General features: G+C 52.2%; 16 protein-coding genes. 6 read left to right on the top strand and 10 right to left on the bottom strand.

Annotation, left to right across the window (positions count from 1 at the left end):
* Positions 1-6 precede the first annotated feature (6 nt).
* The 7 genes from G544_RS0103240 to G544_RS0103210 form a co-directional block, all read right to left on the bottom strand.
* Entirely contained in the window at positions 7-702 is a 696-nt protein-coding gene (locus tag G544_RS0103240; RefSeq protein ID WP_027273252.1) for an electron transport complex subunit E, read from the bottom strand.
* Positions 699-1328: an electron transport complex subunit RsxG gene (gene rsxG, locus G544_RS0103235; protein ID WP_027273251.1), complete on the bottom strand. Its 630-nt coding sequence runs from the start codon at positions 1326-1328 to the stop codon at positions 699-701. Before rsxG ends, G544_RS0103240 begins: the two co-directional genes overlap by 4 nt.
* Positions 1329-1337: 9 nt before the next feature.
* Positions 1338-2387, bottom strand: coding sequence for an electron transport complex subunit RsxD (gene rsxD / locus G544_RS0103230; RefSeq protein ID WP_027273250.1), 1050 nt, complete (start codon positions 2385-2387; stop codon positions 1338-1340).
* Entirely contained in the window at positions 2388-4547 is a 2160-nt protein-coding gene (rsxC, locus tag G544_RS0103225) for an electron transport complex subunit RsxC (RefSeq protein ID WP_027273249.1), read from the bottom strand.
* Complete coding sequence (rsxB, locus tag G544_RS0103220) at positions 4540-5118, bottom strand: electron transport complex subunit RsxB (protein WP_027273248.1); 579 nt, start codon at positions 5116-5118, stop codon at positions 4540-4542. The genes rsxC and rsxB overlap by 8 nt, the downstream gene beginning before the upstream one ends.
* A complete protein-coding gene (rsxA, locus tag G544_RS0103215) occupies positions 5118-5699 on the bottom strand; it encodes an electron transport complex subunit RsxA (protein WP_027273247.1) in 582 nt (193 codons plus the stop codon). The genes rsxB and rsxA overlap by 1 nt, the downstream gene beginning before the upstream one ends.
* 118 nt (positions 5700-5817) lie before the next feature.
* Positions 5818-7524, bottom strand: a complete 1707-nt coding sequence (locus G544_RS0103210; RefSeq protein WP_036023107.1) for a formate--tetrahydrofolate ligase — start codon at positions 7522-7524, stop codon at positions 5818-5820.
* A 226-nt stretch (positions 7525-7750) separates the two neighbouring features.
* Between G544_RS0103210 and G544_RS0103205 the strand changes: the two genes are divergently transcribed.
* From G544_RS0103205 to rlmA, 5 genes are all read left to right on the top strand, one after another.
* Positions 7751-8731, top strand: a complete 981-nt coding sequence (locus G544_RS0103205) for a bile acid:sodium symporter family protein (protein WP_027273245.1) — start codon at positions 7751-7753, stop codon at positions 8729-8731.
* 200 nt (positions 8732-8931) lie between these two features.
* The gene (gene lpxL / locus G544_RS0103200; protein ID WP_027273244.1) at positions 8932-9849 is read left to right on the top strand and encodes an LpxL/LpxP family Kdo(2)-lipid IV(A) lauroyl/palmitoleoyl acyltransferase; all 918 of its coding nucleotides are present in this window, start codon (positions 8932-8934) and stop codon (positions 9847-9849) included.
* Between the two features lie 290 nt (positions 9850-10139).
* On the top strand, positions 10140-10349 hold the full coding sequence (gene cspE / locus G544_RS0103195) for a transcription antiterminator/RNA stability regulator CspE (protein ID WP_027273243.1): 210 nt from the start codon (positions 10140-10142) through the stop codon (positions 10347-10349).
* Positions 10350-10536: 187 nt separating this feature from the next.
* Positions 10537-10743, top strand: a complete 207-nt coding sequence (locus G544_RS0103190; protein WP_027273242.1) for a cold-shock protein — start codon at positions 10537-10539, stop codon at positions 10741-10743.
* Positions 10744-10874: 131 nt separating this feature from the next.
* Positions 10875-11693, top strand: a complete 819-nt coding sequence (gene rlmA, locus G544_RS0103185) for a 23S rRNA (guanine(745)-N(1))-methyltransferase (RefSeq protein ID WP_027273241.1) — start codon at positions 10875-10877, stop codon at positions 11691-11693.
* Positions 11694-11739: 46 nt separating this feature from the next.
* On the opposite strand, the gene G544_RS0103180 is transcribed toward rlmA, so the two are convergent.
* Positions 11740-13107, bottom strand: coding sequence for an L-serine ammonia-lyase (locus G544_RS0103180; protein WP_027273240.1), 1368 nt, complete (start codon positions 13105-13107; stop codon positions 11740-11742).
* Between the two features lie 209 nt (positions 13108-13316).
* Positions 13317-13889 (bottom strand): CoA pyrophosphatase, encoded by a 573-nt coding sequence (locus tag G544_RS0103175; RefSeq protein ID WP_036023105.1) that lies wholly within the window; start codon positions 13887-13889, stop codon positions 13317-13319.
* 197 nt (positions 13890-14086) lie between these two features.
* Here G544_RS0103175 and G544_RS21555 point away from each other — a divergent pair, with 197 nt between their 5' ends.
* A complete protein-coding gene (locus tag G544_RS21555; RefSeq protein WP_071783245.1) occupies positions 14087-14263 on the top strand; it encodes a YoaH family protein in 177 nt (58 codons plus the stop codon).
* Between the two features lie 25 nt (positions 14264-14288).
* Here G544_RS21555 and G544_RS0103165 read toward each other — a convergent pair whose 3' ends face one another.
* Positions 14289-14792: a YgjP-like metallopeptidase domain-containing protein gene (locus G544_RS0103165; RefSeq protein ID WP_027273238.1), complete on the bottom strand. Its 504-nt coding sequence runs from the start codon at positions 14790-14792 to the stop codon at positions 14289-14291.
* Between the last annotated feature and the right edge of the window lie 175 nt (positions 14793-14967).

The raw sequence follows: 14967 nt of genomic DNA, 5'->3' as shown, positions 1-14967 counted from the left end.
GTGTCCTTACTGAATGGGTTCGTGGCTTTGCTGTGAAGCAGAGGCTACGGCGACTCTCTTTTTGTACGCTTTAACTTTGGCATCAATAACATATTTTAACGCCAAAAGAAAACCGAGGCCTAAAAACGCGCCGGGAGGCAGAATTGCTAACAGAAAGGCGCTGTCTAGATGAATGACTTCAATTCGCAATACTTTTGCCCAAGAGCCGAGCAGCGCGTCAGCGCCGTCAAACAGCGTTCCGTTACCTAAAATTTCGCGCATAGCGCCAAGAATAAACAGCGCAAAGGTAGCGCCCATGCCCATAGCAAAACCGTCAACGGCGGACAGCGCTACCGGATTTTGCGCAGCAAAAGCCTCGGCTCGCCCGATAACGATACAGTTGGTGGTGATAAGGGGAATAAAGATGCCCAGCGACTGATAAAGGCCATAGGCGTAAGCATTAATCAGCAGTTCCACGACCGTAACCACGGACGCAATGATCATCACATAAATAGGAATGCGTATTTCCTGCGGCACCCAGCGGCGCAGGGCCGAGACGGCGACGTTGGTGCAGACCAGCACTAGCGTAGTGGCAAGTCCCAGTCCAAGCGCGTTGGTGGCCGTGGAGGAAACTGCCAGAAGCGGGCAGAGGCCCAGCAGCTGAACCAGCGCAGAGTTGTTTTTCCACAGGCCCTGACTGAGCAGGTTTTTCATTTCACTCATGGCTTAGCCTCACAGTGAGGAAGGGCGCTAAATTGGGAATGGTGGGTCTGAACGTACAGCGCCGTCCGTTTTACCGCTTTGACGACGGCGCGTGGCGTAATAGTCGCCCCCGTAAACTGATCGAACTCACCGCCGTCTTTGCGAACGGCCCAGCGAGAGTCCTGCTCGCCGTTAACGGTTTTCCCTGCAAATTTGGTGATCCAGTCGGAAATGCGCAGCTCGATTTTATCGCCCAGCCCCGGCGTTTCGTGATGCTCAAGCGTACGAACGCCCAGTGTGGTCCCGTTAAAGTCGGCGGCGACGATAAGTTGGATTGCGCCAGAATAGCCGTCGGGCGCGGTGGTTTCAATCACGGCCGCAACGGGCGCACCGTCCTTTCGAGCCAGGTAAAGCCGATGGGGGGCGCCATTACCCAGCGCGCCATCTGTGACAATGTAACATTCATTTTGCAGCGCGTTGTTATAGGCGCTGGGCGGCAACAGGTTGTCAAACAGCGCTTTTTGCTGGCGCGCGGCCTGTTCTTCGACCGTTGAACGCGTCATTAAATAGACGCCGGAAGTTAACGCCGTTGATAGCGCCGCGTAGAGCGCCAGCGTCAGTCCGTGCTTTCTCATGGTGTTCAGCATGCCGTTACCTCACCGATGCCCGTATGCGCGAGGCTGCGTATAGTGGTCGATCAACGGTACGGTCATGTTGATAAGCAGCACGGAGAAGGCTACGCCGTCCGGGTAGCCGCCATAGCTTCGAATCAGCCAGACCAGTGCGCCGACCAGCGCGCCGAAAATCAGCCGCCCCGTAACCGTCGTTGAGGCCGTTACCGGGTCGGTAATAATGAAAAAGGCGCACAGCATAGTCGCTCCGCTGAGCAGGTGAAACCATGGGGCCGCGTTGTGGCTCGGGTCAATCAACCATCCCAGAAGAGAAACGGCGCCCAACGAGCATAAAAAGCTGACGGGGAGGTGCCAGTGAATGATTCGTTTAATCAAAAGAAGAAGGCCGCCGATGAAAAAACCAACGTTGACCCACTGCCAGCCTACGCCGCCGAAATCGTTATAAACGGGGGCCTGCATCACGTCGGCTATCGCATGCCCGCCACGCAGCCCGGTTTTCAACGTATCTAGCGGCGTCGCCTGACTCATGCCGTCAACGCCAAGCATTAGCGTAAATACGTCGCCGCCGCTTGAGGTATGGCCGGTAAAAATCAGGTTCACTGAATCTAAAAGCGTGATGGTCGTCGCTCGTAGCGGCTCTGGCGGCAGCCAGCTGCTCATTTGAACGGGGAACGATATCAGCAGAATAACGTAGCCTACCATGGCGGGATTAAAGGGGTTTTGCCCCAGTCCGCCGTAAAGCTGTTTAGCGATGACGACAGCAGCCAGCGTGCCGATAGTGATAATCCACCAAGGCGCGAGCGGAGGAATACTGATGGCCAGCAGCAGGGCGGTTAATAGCGCGGAATTATCGGTCAGGCTGTTTTTTATCGGCTGATGGCGAAGGCGCAATACTAACGCCTCTGACAGTAAGGCGACAGGAACGGCCAGCGCGATCTGAATCAGCGTACCGTAGCCAAAGAAGTACCACTGCGCGGCAATTCCCGGCAGGCAGGCCAAAATGACCCACAGCATCAGCCTTTGCGTTGAACGCTGGGAATGAGAGAACGGTGAGCTGGTAATACGAAACGACATCTATTTTTCACTCGCTGTTGTCAATGCGGCGGCCTGTTGGGCTTTACGCGCCTTTACTCTGGCGATGGCTTGTGCCACGGCCGCCTTTCGCTCATCGGCTTCAGACAGGGGGACGTTCTTTCCCTGAAGTCCTGCCGTTTCAGTCTCATCCGTCTCAGGGGATAAGGCTGATTGCGCCAACTGCTCTTTTTTCGCTTTAGCGCGGGCGATAGCGGCGGCAACGGCGACCTTGCGGTCGTCCTGCGCGTGCTCTTCCCGCAGGGGAGCGGCGACGTCAGGCTCCGCTGACTGTGACTGCTCCTTTTTCGCTTTGGCGCGGGCGATGGCGGCAGCTACGGCGGCTTTGCGATCGTTCTGTTCGGTTTCTTCTTTTGGCGCAGCCTGAACGGCAGCCTCTTTGGCCGTCGCCGACTGCTGTTGGGCTTTTTTCGCCTTGGCGCGGGCAATTGCCGCCGCTAACGCGGCCTTACGGTCGTCAGCGGCGGGAGTTGAAGCTTCTGACGGCGTGACTTCGGTTCTTGCATTAGCCAAACGCTGGGCTTTTCTTGCCTGGCGGGCCGCGATGGCGGCGGCGTTATCCGGTAAGGCTGCGCCCTCGATGGATTTAATCACCGGAGGCGTAGAGACTCTGCTGGCGCTTTCCCGTCGTTTTTTCACTCTTTCCAGCGCGGATTGAATCAGTTCGCTGTCTTCGCTATCAGGCTGCGTTTCGGCCTTCTTGTGCCTTAGCTGTCGCGCCTGTTTTTCTCTTTCAAGACGGGCCTGCTTTGCTTCAAAACGAATTTTTGCAGAGCGTGCGAGTTCGGCCTGTTCGTCCAGATCGCGAATTTCGGCCTTTTCCTGCCGATAATACTGTATCAGGGGGATATGGCTTGGGCAGACGTAGGCGCAGGCGCCGCACTCAATGCAGTCAAACAGGTTATAGGCGCGAGCCTTTTCGTGTTCTTTTCCGCGGCTAAACCAGTAGAGCTGTTGGGGCAAAAGGCCTGCCGGGCAGGCGTCCGCACACTGGCTGCATCGTATGCATGCCTGCTCCGGCTCGGGCGATGCGATTTCTTCTTCCGTTGGCGCAATGAGGCAGTTGCTCATTTTGGTAATCGGGACTTTCACGTCGGGAAGAACAAATCCCATTAGGGGACCGCCCATAATGACGCGCGGCGGCGTCTGCGGGCGATAGCCAGCCTGTTTAAGCAGAAATGAAACAGGCGTGCCCAACAGGGCCCATACGTTGCCTTTGTGCGCCATGGCTTCGCCCGTTAAGGTGACGATCCTCTCCAGCAGAGGTTCGCCGTCGATGATGGCGCGCTTTATGGCGTATACCGTACCGACGTTTTGCATCAGTACGCCAATGTCTGACGAACGTCCTTGGTGTGGAACTTCTTCGCCCGTAAGGATCTTGGTAAGCTGGCGGGCGCCGCCGGAAGGGTATTTAGTTGGAATAACGCGAACTTCTATTGCGCCACTTTCGTGACGCTGTAACGCATTATTTAACGCACTAATGGCCTCAGGCTTGTTGTCCTCAATGGCTATTAGGATAGTTTCCGGCTCAAGGACGTGGCGAAGAATTTCACAGCCCTGTACGAGCTCATCGGCGTATTCCTGCATCAGGCGATCGTCCGCCGTGATGTAGGGCTCGCATTCTGCGCCGTTGATAATCAGCGTCCTGGTTTTGCTCAGGCCGCCGTCTATCTTATTGGCGGTGGGGAATACGGCGCCGCCCAGCCCGGCGACGCCAGCCTGATGAATATGGGCAATAAGCCGCTGTGGCTCATAGTCGCGATAGTTTACAAGCGTCGGCATCTTGCCCCACTTGTCCAAGCCGTCTGGTTCCAGTTGGACGCAGCGCTCGGGGATCGCGGAAGGGTGAGTGCTGGGGTAAAAGCCAATATGGGTCACGGTACCCGACGTTGATGCGTGTACGGGAAGCTCTCTGCCCGTACCGGCCGTTAGCGGCTGGCCTTTCAGCACGTAGTCGCCTACTTTGACCAGCAGCTCGCCTCCCGGCCCCGAGTGCTGTTGCAAAGGGATATATAGCCGTTCGGGAAGCGGCAGGCGGCGAATGGGGACGTGACGGGTTTGATCCTTCATCTCTGGAGGATGAATGCCGCCTTTGAAATCCCACAGGGCGGTTTTTTTGAATCGAGCGAACAGATCAAACATGTGAATTTATCTCGACGATCCTGACCGGAATTGACTGCAAATTCCACTTCCAGTTTGTTGTCGTTTCGGGCACCGGGCGCATTTCAATACAGTCCGTTGGGCAGGGAGCGACGCAGAGGTCGCAGCCCGTGCAGAGCGCCGTTATTACCGTATGCATAGCGCGAGTTGAGCCAACAATGGCGTCAACCGGGCATGCCTGAATGCACTTCGTGCATCCGATGCAGTTGTATTCATCAATGACGGCAACTTTTCTTACCGGATTGATTTCCGCCACGTCCGGATCGAAAGGCTGAGGCTCTACGCCCAGCGTATCGGCCAGCTTTAACATGACGCTTTCACCACCGGGAGCACACTTATTAATCGCTTCGCCCTGATTGGCTACGGCTTCAGCATAGGGACGGCATCCCGGATAGCCGCACTGGCCGCATTGGCTTTGGGGCAGCAGGGCCTCGACCTTATCCACGATGGGATCGGCCTCAACTCTGAACCGGCGCGCGGCAAAGCCCAAGACCGCGCCGCAAACCAGTGCAAGCAGCGTCAGGGCAATGATGCTAGACCACAGTGAAATCATTAAAATCGTACCAACCCGGTGAAGCCCATAAATGCTAATGACATCAGCCCTGCGGTAATCAGGGCGATCGATGAACCTTTAAACGGCGCAGGAACGTCGGCCAGCGCGAGACGCTCGCGCAGCGCGGCGAACAGCACCATAACGAAAGAGAAGCCAACGGCGGCGCTAAAGCCGTAAATCGTTGACTGCATAAAACCGTGCGACTGATTTACGTTAAGCAGGGCGACGCCCAGAACCGCACAGTTTGTGGTAATCAGCGGCAAGAAGATGCCCAGCAGCCGGTAGAGCACCGGGCTGGTTTTACGCACGGCCAGCTCGGTAAACTGTACTACGACCGCAATGACGAAAATAAACGCCAGCGTGCGCAGATAGCCCAGTCCCAGTGGGGACAGGATGTAGTTTTCCACCAGCCAGGCGCAGATCGACGCCAGCGTTAATACGAACGTAGTCGCCAGCCCCATGCCAATCGCCGTTTCAAGCTTCTTGGAGACGCCCATAAAGGGGCACAGCCCGAGAAACTTGACCAAAACGAAGTTATTGACAAAAACGGTGCCGACAAAAAGCAGCAAATAGTCGCTCATCTTGATGCCTAAAAGAAAAAAAGCCGCCGTATTATCGGTAATTGGCGGCTTGAGCACAACACTGTAAGCGTAGGGTTATTGAGGATTACCTACAATTGGGTAAGAATTGAGCGGTATTTTAACTTAATCCTACGATCTCCCCATTGTCGTCAAGATCGATATTTCGATAGGCAGGCAGCGTTCCCAGACCGGGCATCGTCATGATATTTCCCGCATAGGCGCGGATAAAGCCTGCGCCCGCCGAGACTTTCAGCGATGAAATGGTCACGGAAAACCCTTGCGGAACGTTTTTCAGCGAAGGATCGGCGCTGATAGACAGCGGCGTCTTGGCGATACACAGGGGAAGGCGTCCGAAGTCCTGCTTTTCCAGCGCGGCCAGCTGCGCTTCAGCCTGCTCGGTTAATATCAAGGAGTCTGCACCGTAGGTATCAACCAGCGTTTGGAGCTTGCTGCGTAAAGGCACTTCGTCCTGATAAAGCAGGTTTACCTTTGCCTCATTCTGGCTTGCGGCCACGACGGCCTTGGCCAGCTCAGCCGTACCCTGACCGCCTTCGGCAAATGCCCGGCTGACCTCAACGCCCACGGCGCCGCAGGAAAGCGCAAATTCGCGCAGGTAGTCCAACTCCTGCTCGGAATCCGTCGGGAATTTGTTGATGGCGATAACTACCGGTAAGCCATAGCGCTTGGCGTTGTTGATGTGCCAGCCGAGGTTTTGGCATCCCTGAGCCAGTAGCTCAACGTTGCTTTCGGCGATCTCAGGCGGCAGCGATTGGCCTGGCTTAATGTTGAACTTGCCGCTGTTGGCCTTCAGGCTGCGCAGCGTGGCGACCAATACAACGCAGGACGGCTTGATGCCCGACTGGCGATACTTAATGTTAAAAAACTTTTCCATTCCCATATCGGAACCAAAGCCGGCTTCGGTGACGACGTAGTCAGCAAGCTGAAGCGCAATGCGGTCGGCGATAACGGAAGAGTTGCCGTGGGCGATGTTGGCGAACGGGCCGGCGTGAATAAGCACCGGCGTATTTTCGCTGGTCTGCATCAGCGTAGGCTGAATGGCGTCTTTCATCAGAACGGTCATCGCGCCGGCGACTTCCAGCTTTTCTGCCGTAATCGGCTGGCCTTGAGTATCCAGCGCCAGAATGATGCGGCCAATGCGCTGGCGCATGTCCTTCAGGTTTTCAGACAGGGCCAGAATGGCCATCAGCTCGGACGCCGCCGTGATGTCATAACCGTCCTGACGTTCAACGCCGTTAACGCCGCCGCCGACGCCGACCTCAATGTGGCGCAGCGCTCGGTCGTTGTGGTCAACGACGCGTTTCCACAGAATGTGTTCGACGTCGATATTCAGTCGGGGTAGGCCAGTCTGTTCGGTAAACGCATCGCCCAACCGCTGTTCGTGATACAGGCGGGCGTCCAGCGCCGCGGCGGCAAGGTTGTGTGCGGCGGTGATGGCGTGAATATCTCCGGTGAGGTGTAGGTTTAGCTTCTCCATAGGCAAAACCTGCGCTTTTCCGCCACCGGCCGCGCCGCCTTTCACGCCGAAAACCGGCCCAAGGCTTGGCTGGCGGATGCAGGCGATCGCGTCGTGACCGATTGCGTTAAGTCCCTGGCTTAGGCCAATGGTGGTCACTGTTTTTCCTTCGCCCAGAGGCGTAGGCGTAATGCTGGAAACTAAAATCAGCTTTCCCTTGACCGGGCGGGAGTTCAGCAGCGATAAATCGACTTTTGCCGCATCGTTGCCATAGGGAATGAGGTGTTCAGAGGAAATGCCGTAACGCAGTGCAATATCGCTAATTGGTTTTAATGCGGGTTGAGAAGCCATTCTTTCTACGATCCTGTCTGTTCGTCATGTTGGGTGGGACATAGCCTGATACGAAGGCAGGATTATGTCATAAAGCCGAACGGAAAAAAGCAAACGATATCGTTTTCTTGATACAAATTGCGGGATATTCGGATGGAGAATCGAACGAAGCGGGGCGCTTCAGGTTGCTTTTACAGCAAAATAGCATAGATTAAAGAATACGCTTGTTGTATGGGATGTTTGTTTCATGTCGTGGCTGAAGTTCCTCCGGATCGATCCTTTTTTATTAATCCTTATTACCGTCGTCGTTCTTGCATCGCTGTTCCCCTGTGAAGGTGACGCCAAGGTTTTTTTCGGCTGGTTGACCAAGGCGGCGATCGCGCTGCTGTTTTTTATGCACGGCGCCAAGCTGTCGAGGCAGAATATCGTCAATGGGCTAGGGCACTGGCGTTTGCACCTGGTCGTGCTGTTTAGCACCTTTATACTGTTTCCTTTATTAGGGCTCGGGTTAGGCGTTTTTGTTCCTGGCGTAATGTCTTCCGGCATCTATTTAGGGTTTCTTTATTTGTGTGCGCTACCGGCGACGGTTCAGTCGGCCATCGCCTATACCTCTATTGCCGGAGGCAACGTTGCGGCCGCCATTTGCAGCGCTTCGGCTTCCAGCCTGCTTGGGGTGTTCCTTTCCCCCATTCTGGTCGGACTGTTGATGCATACTCAGGAAGGGAGTGCGGATACGGTACAGGCCATTATCGATATCATTATTCAGCTGATGGTGCCGTTTGTTATCGGGCACCTTGCCAGGCCGCTGATCGCCAATTGGGTAGAGCGACACAAAAAGCTGATTAACAAAACGGACAGAACCTCCATTTTGTTAGTTGTGTATACGGCCTTCAGCGAAGCGGTCGTTGAGGGGATTTGGCACAAGGTCAATGGATGGTCGCTGCTGACCATCGTTTTCTTCTCGCTTGTTTTGTTGGCTATCGTGCTGGTGGTCAATACGGTGGTTGCGCGCGCGCTGGGTTTTTCTAAAGAAGATGAAATCACGATCGTTTTTTGTGGTTCGAAAAAGAGCCTGGCTAACGGCATTCCGATGGCCAACGTGCTGTTTCCCGCAGCGGCAGTAGGAATGATGGTGCTGCCGTTAATGATTTTTCACCAGATCCAGCTTATGGTTTGTGCCGTAATGGCGCAGCGCTATGCCCGGAGAATTGAAAAGAAAACCGAGTGAATTTAAATAATTGTCAATCTATTGGTTTTTTTTTAGATAAACGAACTTTCACACATCCGATCTGTCATAATGAGCATAGATAGCGTTGTATCAATGGCATTTTAATCTGCCTATCTGGCTCATTAATCTCTCTTTGTACAATGGCTTTTCAGCCCGTTTTTAATTGTGTTACGAGTAATCAGAGAGATTGTATGTCAGTTATGAAGCCTCCGCGTTTTCGCTATTCTTTCCTACTGCCTAAGTATTGGCACGTATGGTTTGGGTTAGCGCTTCTCTATCTCCTGGTTCAGCTGCCTTATCCCGTTATCTTTTTTATCGGCAGCAGAATCGGGCGTTTTTCTATGCGCTTCCTTTCACGCCGACGCCACATCGCGCGAAGAAATATCGAGCTCTGCTTTCCTGCGCTCAGTCAGGATAAAAAAGAGAGAATGCTGGTTGAGAACTTTGAAGCTTTAGGTATGGGGCTGTTTGAAACCGGAATGGCATGGTTTTGGCCCGATAGCCGAATCAAAAAGTGGTGTAAAATCGACAACCCCGAAATCATGTCTCGCATAAGGGAAGGGGGCCGAGGCGTTCTTCTCGTTGGAATCCACTTTTTAACGCTGGAGCTGGGCGGCCGAATCTACGGCATGTACAACCCCGGCATCGGCGTTTATCGAGCCCACAATAACAAACTGATGGACTGGGTTCAGTTTTTAGGCCGCAGCCGCTCAAATAAAGCGTTTATTGACCGCCATAATGTGAAGGGCATGATTAGCGCTTTGCGTAAGGGAGAGATCCTCTGGTATGCCCCCGATCATGACTACGGCCCTCGTAACAGCGTCTTTGCGCCGTTTTTTGCCGTTCCTCAAGCGGCAACGACGGTGGGAACCAGTATTTTGATGCGTCAGGCCAATCCGGTTATTTTGCCCTTTACACCGAAGCGCCACGCTGACGGCAGTGGATACACGGTAATGATTACCGAACCGCCTGAAGGGTTCCCCATGAAGGATACGGCTGAAGCCGCGGCCTTCATGAATAAAATTGTGGAAAAAGAGATATTAAAAGCGCCGGAGCTGTACATGTGGCTGCACCGTCGTTTTAAAACGCGCCCGGCGGGCGAGTTATCGCTCTATTAATCTGTTTTAACCGATTGATGACGCCAGCATTTCTTTTATTCAAAAGAGGGAAGAAAACGCTTGCGTTATGCGGGGCATTATGAGTAAATGTAACCCGGCCTGTGTTGCAGACCTATTTATGTGTACGACATTAGAGTAAAGCTCGTTCCCTCTTAAAGCCGTTATCGTTTGATTTCGCTTGTTAGATGAACATCTTCTTAGTGCCTCCATAAGTAAACTCTGAGAATCTGGCCGTAATGCCTATACCCTATGATGTATGGCAGGTTAACTAAATTAAAGGTAAGTTAAAGATGTCCAAGAAAACTGGCAAAGTTAAGTGGTTCAATGAAAGCAAAGGTTTTGGTTTTATTGAGCAAGATGATGGTGGTAAGGATGTATTCGTTCACTTTTCTGCAATCATGAGCGAAGGTTTCAAGACCCTGGCTGAAGGCCAGAAAGTCGAGTATACCATCCAGGATAGCCCGCGCGGTCCGGCCGCTGCCAACGTTATCGCGCTGTAATCAGCACGCGACGTTAGCACAAGAAGCCCGCATCCTGATGCGGGTTTTTTTATGGCTGTTTTTCTTAACACGGTTTTAAATCGGACTAACCGATAACTGCCTGTGACTCCAAGTACAGACGTTTTTATAACTCACTGTAGAAGGAAATAGACTATTTGAAATTAATTTTGAAGTAAGAGGTATAACAATGACTTTAAGAACTGGATATGTAAAGTGGTTCGATAAAGACCACGGTTTTGGTTTGATCTCCCCCCTAGACGGCACTTCCGATGTTTACGTTGACCGAAACGCCATTGCGACGTCGACCAAGCAGCTGATTGAAGGCCAACACGTTGAGTTTTCTACGCAGAGAAGTTCAAGGGGCCCGTCGGCTCTGGACGTTATTGCGTTTTAATCCGTTATTGACGTATACACAGTGAAGGAAGGATGCGTTAACGCGTCGGCTTAGCGCGGCGTTAATGGTATACTTCCTTCATGTTTGTTGTGTAAAAACGCATTTTTCTCATTTGTCCATTAGGAACTCCTATGCACTATCAGTGTCCTCTCTGTCATTTACCCCTTCGGCTAAATGACAGAGCGTGGCTGTGCGATAATCGGCACCAGTTTGACTGCGCAAAAGAAGGCTATGTTAACCTGATGCCCGTACAGCATAAGAAGTCTAAGCTGCCCGGCGACAACGCAATGATGATGCAGGCAAGGCGGCGGTTTTTAGACGGCGGACACTATCAGCCTCTATGCGAAACGGTAATGCATTTGTTAGATAGTGCGTTACCGAGAGACGGCCATTTATCCTTATTGGATATTGGCTGCGGAGAGGGCTATTACACCGGCTTTATTGAACGATCGCTTAGCGCTAGTCGCAACATTGCCGCCTACGGGCTTGATATATCAAAGGACGCAATACGAGCCGCCGCCAAACGCCATAGCGGCATTGAGTTCTGCGTTGCTTCGAGCCACCGCTTGCCGTTTACCGATGATGCAATCGACGGCGTTGTGCGCATTTACGCACCCTGCAGAGATGAAGAGCTGAAAAGAGTCGTCAAGAGCGGCGGCGTTATCGTCACGGCAGTTCCCGCTCCGCGCCATCTTTTTCAGTTAAAAGCGCTGATTTATCGCGAAGCGAAACCGCATGATGACATATTGGAAGAGATTGACGGATTCGAGTTCGTTAGCCAGCAAAGAATAAGTTATTCAATGACGCTTACGGGAATGCAGGCAGCGGATCTGTTGTTAATGACGCCATTTGCCTGGCGTGCAAGCGAAGCGCTGACTGCCGAATTAAAGGGGCAAACGACCTTTGAGTGCGAGGCCGATTTCTACGTTCGGCTCTACCGAAAGCGGTAAAAAATAACGGCGCCAAAGGCGCCGTTTTAGCTATATCAAATGCGCGTTAATCACAGGGAACGACCTTAATCGCCAGCCCACCGCGCGAGGTTTCCCGGTATTTGGCGTTCATGTCCTTACCGGTTTCGTACATGGTTTCTATCACTTTGTCTAACGACACCCTGGGCTCGCTGGTGCGGCGAAGCGCCATTCGGGATGCGTTAATGGCCTTTACCGACGCGATGGCGTTACGTTCAATGCAGGGAACCTGTACCTGCCCGGCGACCGGGTCGCAGGTCAGTCCAAGGTTATGTTCCATACCGATTTCCGCTGCGTCGCAGACCTGCTGAGGGCTTCCCCCCAAAAGTTCCGTTAAGCCGGCGGCCGCCATTGAGCAGGCTACGCCTACCTCGCCCTGACAGCCCACTTCAGCGCCGGAAATGGAGGCGTTCATTTTATAAAGCGTGCCAATGGCGCCCGCTGCCATGAAATAGCGGATGTAGGCTTCGGGGGAAACCGGTTGAATGAAGCGATCGTAGTAGGCCAATACTGCCGGGACGATGCCGCAGGCGCCGTTGGTTGGCGCGGTGACGACGCGGCCGCCGGCGGCGTTTTCTTCATTTACCGCAAGCGCGAACATGTTTACCCAGTCGATGATGTTCATCGGATCGTTAGACAGCTTATCAGACGACAGCAGCATACGGCGCAGGGGCGCCGCGCGACGAGGTACCTGAAGTGGGCCGGGCAGTACGCCTTCGGTATTCATTCCGCGATCGATACAGTCTTTCATCGTTTGCCAGACGGCGGCGAAGTAGCTGTCAATCTCCTTAACGCTGTGCATAGCGAGTTCGTTTTGCATAACGAGCCCGGAAATAGAAAGCCCGTACTGCTTACAAAGCGTCAGCAGCGCCTCGGCGGATTTGAACGGATAGGGGACGCTGATCTCACTCTTGTCCTCTTTTCCAAAGTTTTCGTCATCAACGATAAAGCCGCCGCCGATGGAATAGTAGGTTTTACTATATACCGCACGTTCGCCTGCAAATGCAGTGATTTTCATGCCATTTTCGTGACGGGGAAGGTTTTCGCTGTGAAAGACCATGCCGCCTACGCGTGGAAATAGAACCTCATGCTGGCCGGCGGCCAGCGACAGGCGCTCCGTTTCTTCTACCCGACGGATAAAGCCGGGAATGCTGTCAATATCGACCGTATCGGGCTGATTTCCCGCCAGCCCCATAATAATGGCAATGTCCGTATGGTGCCCTTTACCGGTAAGGGAGAGTGAACCATAAACGTCGACGACAATACGATTCACATTAGTTAACATCCCGCTGCGGCAGAGATCGTCGACAAACGCTTTGCCGGCTTTCATTGGCCCAACCGTATGTGAGCTGGAAGGGCCAATACCAATTTTGAACATGTCGAAAACGCTAATCACGCGGGGTTCCTCAGGGAAATAAATGATGTAAAAACGGCTCAGGTCATTTCATTGAACTAGTCAATTGGCCTGAGCATAAAGATATGGGTGAAATTTAGTTTTACAATACTCGCTAATTATAGTCTTTTTATCGTGAGGCTAGCTATAAAATTAGAAGATTATTAAAGCAATCGTTTTCTTCTCATTTATCTAATTCAGGCTGAAAATAGTTATCTTGAAAACGTTTCCTGTATTGCCAGCTGTCGAAGGATTGCTGCGGTAAGTCCCCAGATTAGGTGGCCTTTGTACGGCATAACGTAAATATCATGACCTTGGCCCCGGCGAAACACGTTAATCGTCCGGTAGTTTTGGATGCGCAGAATGTGGGTTAGAGGGACTTCGAACAGGGCGTCGACCTCATCGCGATTTTGCCTAAAATGTAGCCCATCGGGCAGCAGGCCGATAATGGGCGTGACCCGATAGCCGCTGATGCTGTCCTGCGAGGGAAGCTGCCCTAATACGTCAACATTTTTGGGCTCAAGGCCTATCTCTTCACAGGCTTCCCTAAGCGCCGTTGCGCTAAGGCTTACGTCGCTGATGTCGACGGCGCCGCCGGGAAACGCCACTTGCCCAGGATGGTGGCGCAGCGTTCTTGAACGGCGCGTGAGCAGGATCGATGGCTGTTCTTTTCGAATGATTGGAATCAATACGGCGGCCTGCTTTATCTGTCGCCCGAGCGGCGTTTCGGGTAATGACAGCAGTTGGAAACGTCGTATAAAGTGATTGAGAATGTCGTTGTTCATGACTGTAGAAATTTGATTTTTTGAGCGTTAAGCCAAGCTGAGTCACCAAACCCACTAGCAACTTCTGGATCAATGAATTTGTACATGTTTCACACCTCTAAATGGGAGTATAATCTCCTTCGCGCCAAGAGCGTATTGATTTTATTGGGCCATCGGGCGCACGGCGCTCCGATGCTCGCCAGTGTAAAAGGGCGTTTATGTTTTCAGCAGACTTTCCGACGTTAAATCATGAAGAGCAGCAAAAAGCGGTTGAGCGCATTCAGGAGCTGATGGCTCAGGGCATGGGAAGCGGGGAAGCGATTGCGCTGGTTGCTCAGGAAATCAGAGAAAATCATACGGGAAAAGGGCGCGTCGCCTTTTGGGACGAGGAGTAAAACGCCAACGCCTTTGTTCGCTTTTTCAATAGAGTGGCCCGAATTTTTCCAGATAGGTCAAATAGAGTCGCGCATCGAATTCCAACTGATGGTACTCCGGTTCCATATAGCAGCATAATTGATAGAAGTCTTTGTTGTGCGACTTTTCTTTTAAGTGGGCTAATTCGTGAACTACGATCATTTTTAATAAGGGTTCGGCCGCCAATTTGAATACATTTGATATTCTAATCTCACTCTTGGCTTTTAATTTACTTCCCTGAATTCTCGATATTGACGTGTGCATACCCAATGCATGTTTAATAATGTGAATCTTATTGTCATAGCAAACTTTACTTAGCTGCGATGAATTTCTTATATATTCATTTTTTATTAAAGTAGCATATTGATATAACGACTTATCTGTCGTATAGCCGTGAGGGGTAGGATAGCGCTTCAAAAGGAACGTTCCCAATTGATCCCTTTCAATCAGAATCTTAACCTGTTGCCGAAGCGTTTCGGGGTAGCCGTTTAAATACTGTAACATTGTCATGAATTGAGCATATTGTATTATGATTAACCTTTCTATTTTATCATGAGATAAAAAAGGTTGCACGGGCGTCTTAATTTTGTCCTTTTTGGTATATTTACTACTCGATGAATTAGAAATGGAATCAAAACTGCTTAACCGTTTCTATAAAAGGCGTGTGGTAATTTATGTGCTCCCG

Origin of the sequence: Leminorella grimontii ATCC 33999 = DSM 5078, assembly GCF_000439085.1 — a bacterium.
GTDB classification, from domain to species: Bacteria; Pseudomonadota; Gammaproteobacteria; order Enterobacterales; family Enterobacteriaceae; genus Leminorella; species Leminorella grimontii.
This window is presented reverse-complemented; position numbering and strand designations above follow the sequence as displayed.

Coding starts and splice junctions, on each gene's coding strand:
- G544_RS0103175 (WP_036023105.1), bottom strand. CDS start 13,889: ATGAACAACGACATTCTCAATCACTTTATACGACGTTTCCAACTGCTG.
- G544_RS0103210 (WP_036023107.1), bottom strand. CDS start 7,524: ATGGCTTCTCAACCCGCATTAAAACCAATTAGCGATATTGCACTGCGT.
- lpxL (WP_027273244.1), top strand. CDS start 8,932: ATGAAGCCTCCGCGTTTTCGCTATTCTTTCCTACTGCCTAAGTATTGG.
- rsxA (WP_027273247.1), bottom strand. CDS start 5,699: ATGAGCGACTATTTGCTGCTTTTTGTCGGCACCGTTTTTGTCAATAAC.
- rsxC (WP_027273249.1), bottom strand. CDS start 4,547: ATGTTTGATCTGTTCGCTCGATTCAAAAAAACCGCCCTGTGGGATTTC.
- rlmA (WP_027273241.1), top strand. CDS start 10,875: ATGCACTATCAGTGTCCTCTCTGTCATTTACCCCTTCGGCTAAATGAC.
- rsxB (WP_027273248.1), bottom strand. CDS start 5,118: ATGATTTCACTGTGGTCTAGCATCATTGCCCTGACGCTGCTTGCACTG.
- G544_RS0103240 (WP_027273252.1), bottom strand. CDS start 702: ATGAGTGAAATGAAAAACCTGCTCAGTCAGGGCCTGTGGAAAAACAAC.
- cspE (WP_027273243.1), top strand. CDS start 10,140: ATGTCCAAGAAAACTGGCAAAGTTAAGTGGTTCAATGAAAGCAAAGGT.
- G544_RS0103165 (WP_027273238.1), bottom strand. CDS start 14,792: ATGACAATGTTACAGTATTTAAACGGCTACCCCGAAACGCTTCGGCAA.
- G544_RS21555 (WP_071783245.1), top strand. CDS start 14,087: ATGTTTTCAGCAGACTTTCCGACGTTAAATCATGAAGAGCAGCAAAAA.
- G544_RS0103205 (WP_027273245.1), top strand. CDS start 7,751: ATGTCGTGGCTGAAGTTCCTCCGGATCGATCCTTTTTTATTAATCCTT.
- rsxD (WP_027273250.1), bottom strand. CDS start 2,387: ATGTCGTTTCGTATTACCAGCTCACCGTTCTCTCATTCCCAGCGTTCA.
- G544_RS0103190 (WP_027273242.1), top strand. CDS start 10,537: ATGACTTTAAGAACTGGATATGTAAAGTGGTTCGATAAAGACCACGGT.
- rsxG (WP_027273251.1), bottom strand. CDS start 1,328: ATGCTGAACACCATGAGAAAGCACGGACTGACGCTGGCGCTCTACGCG.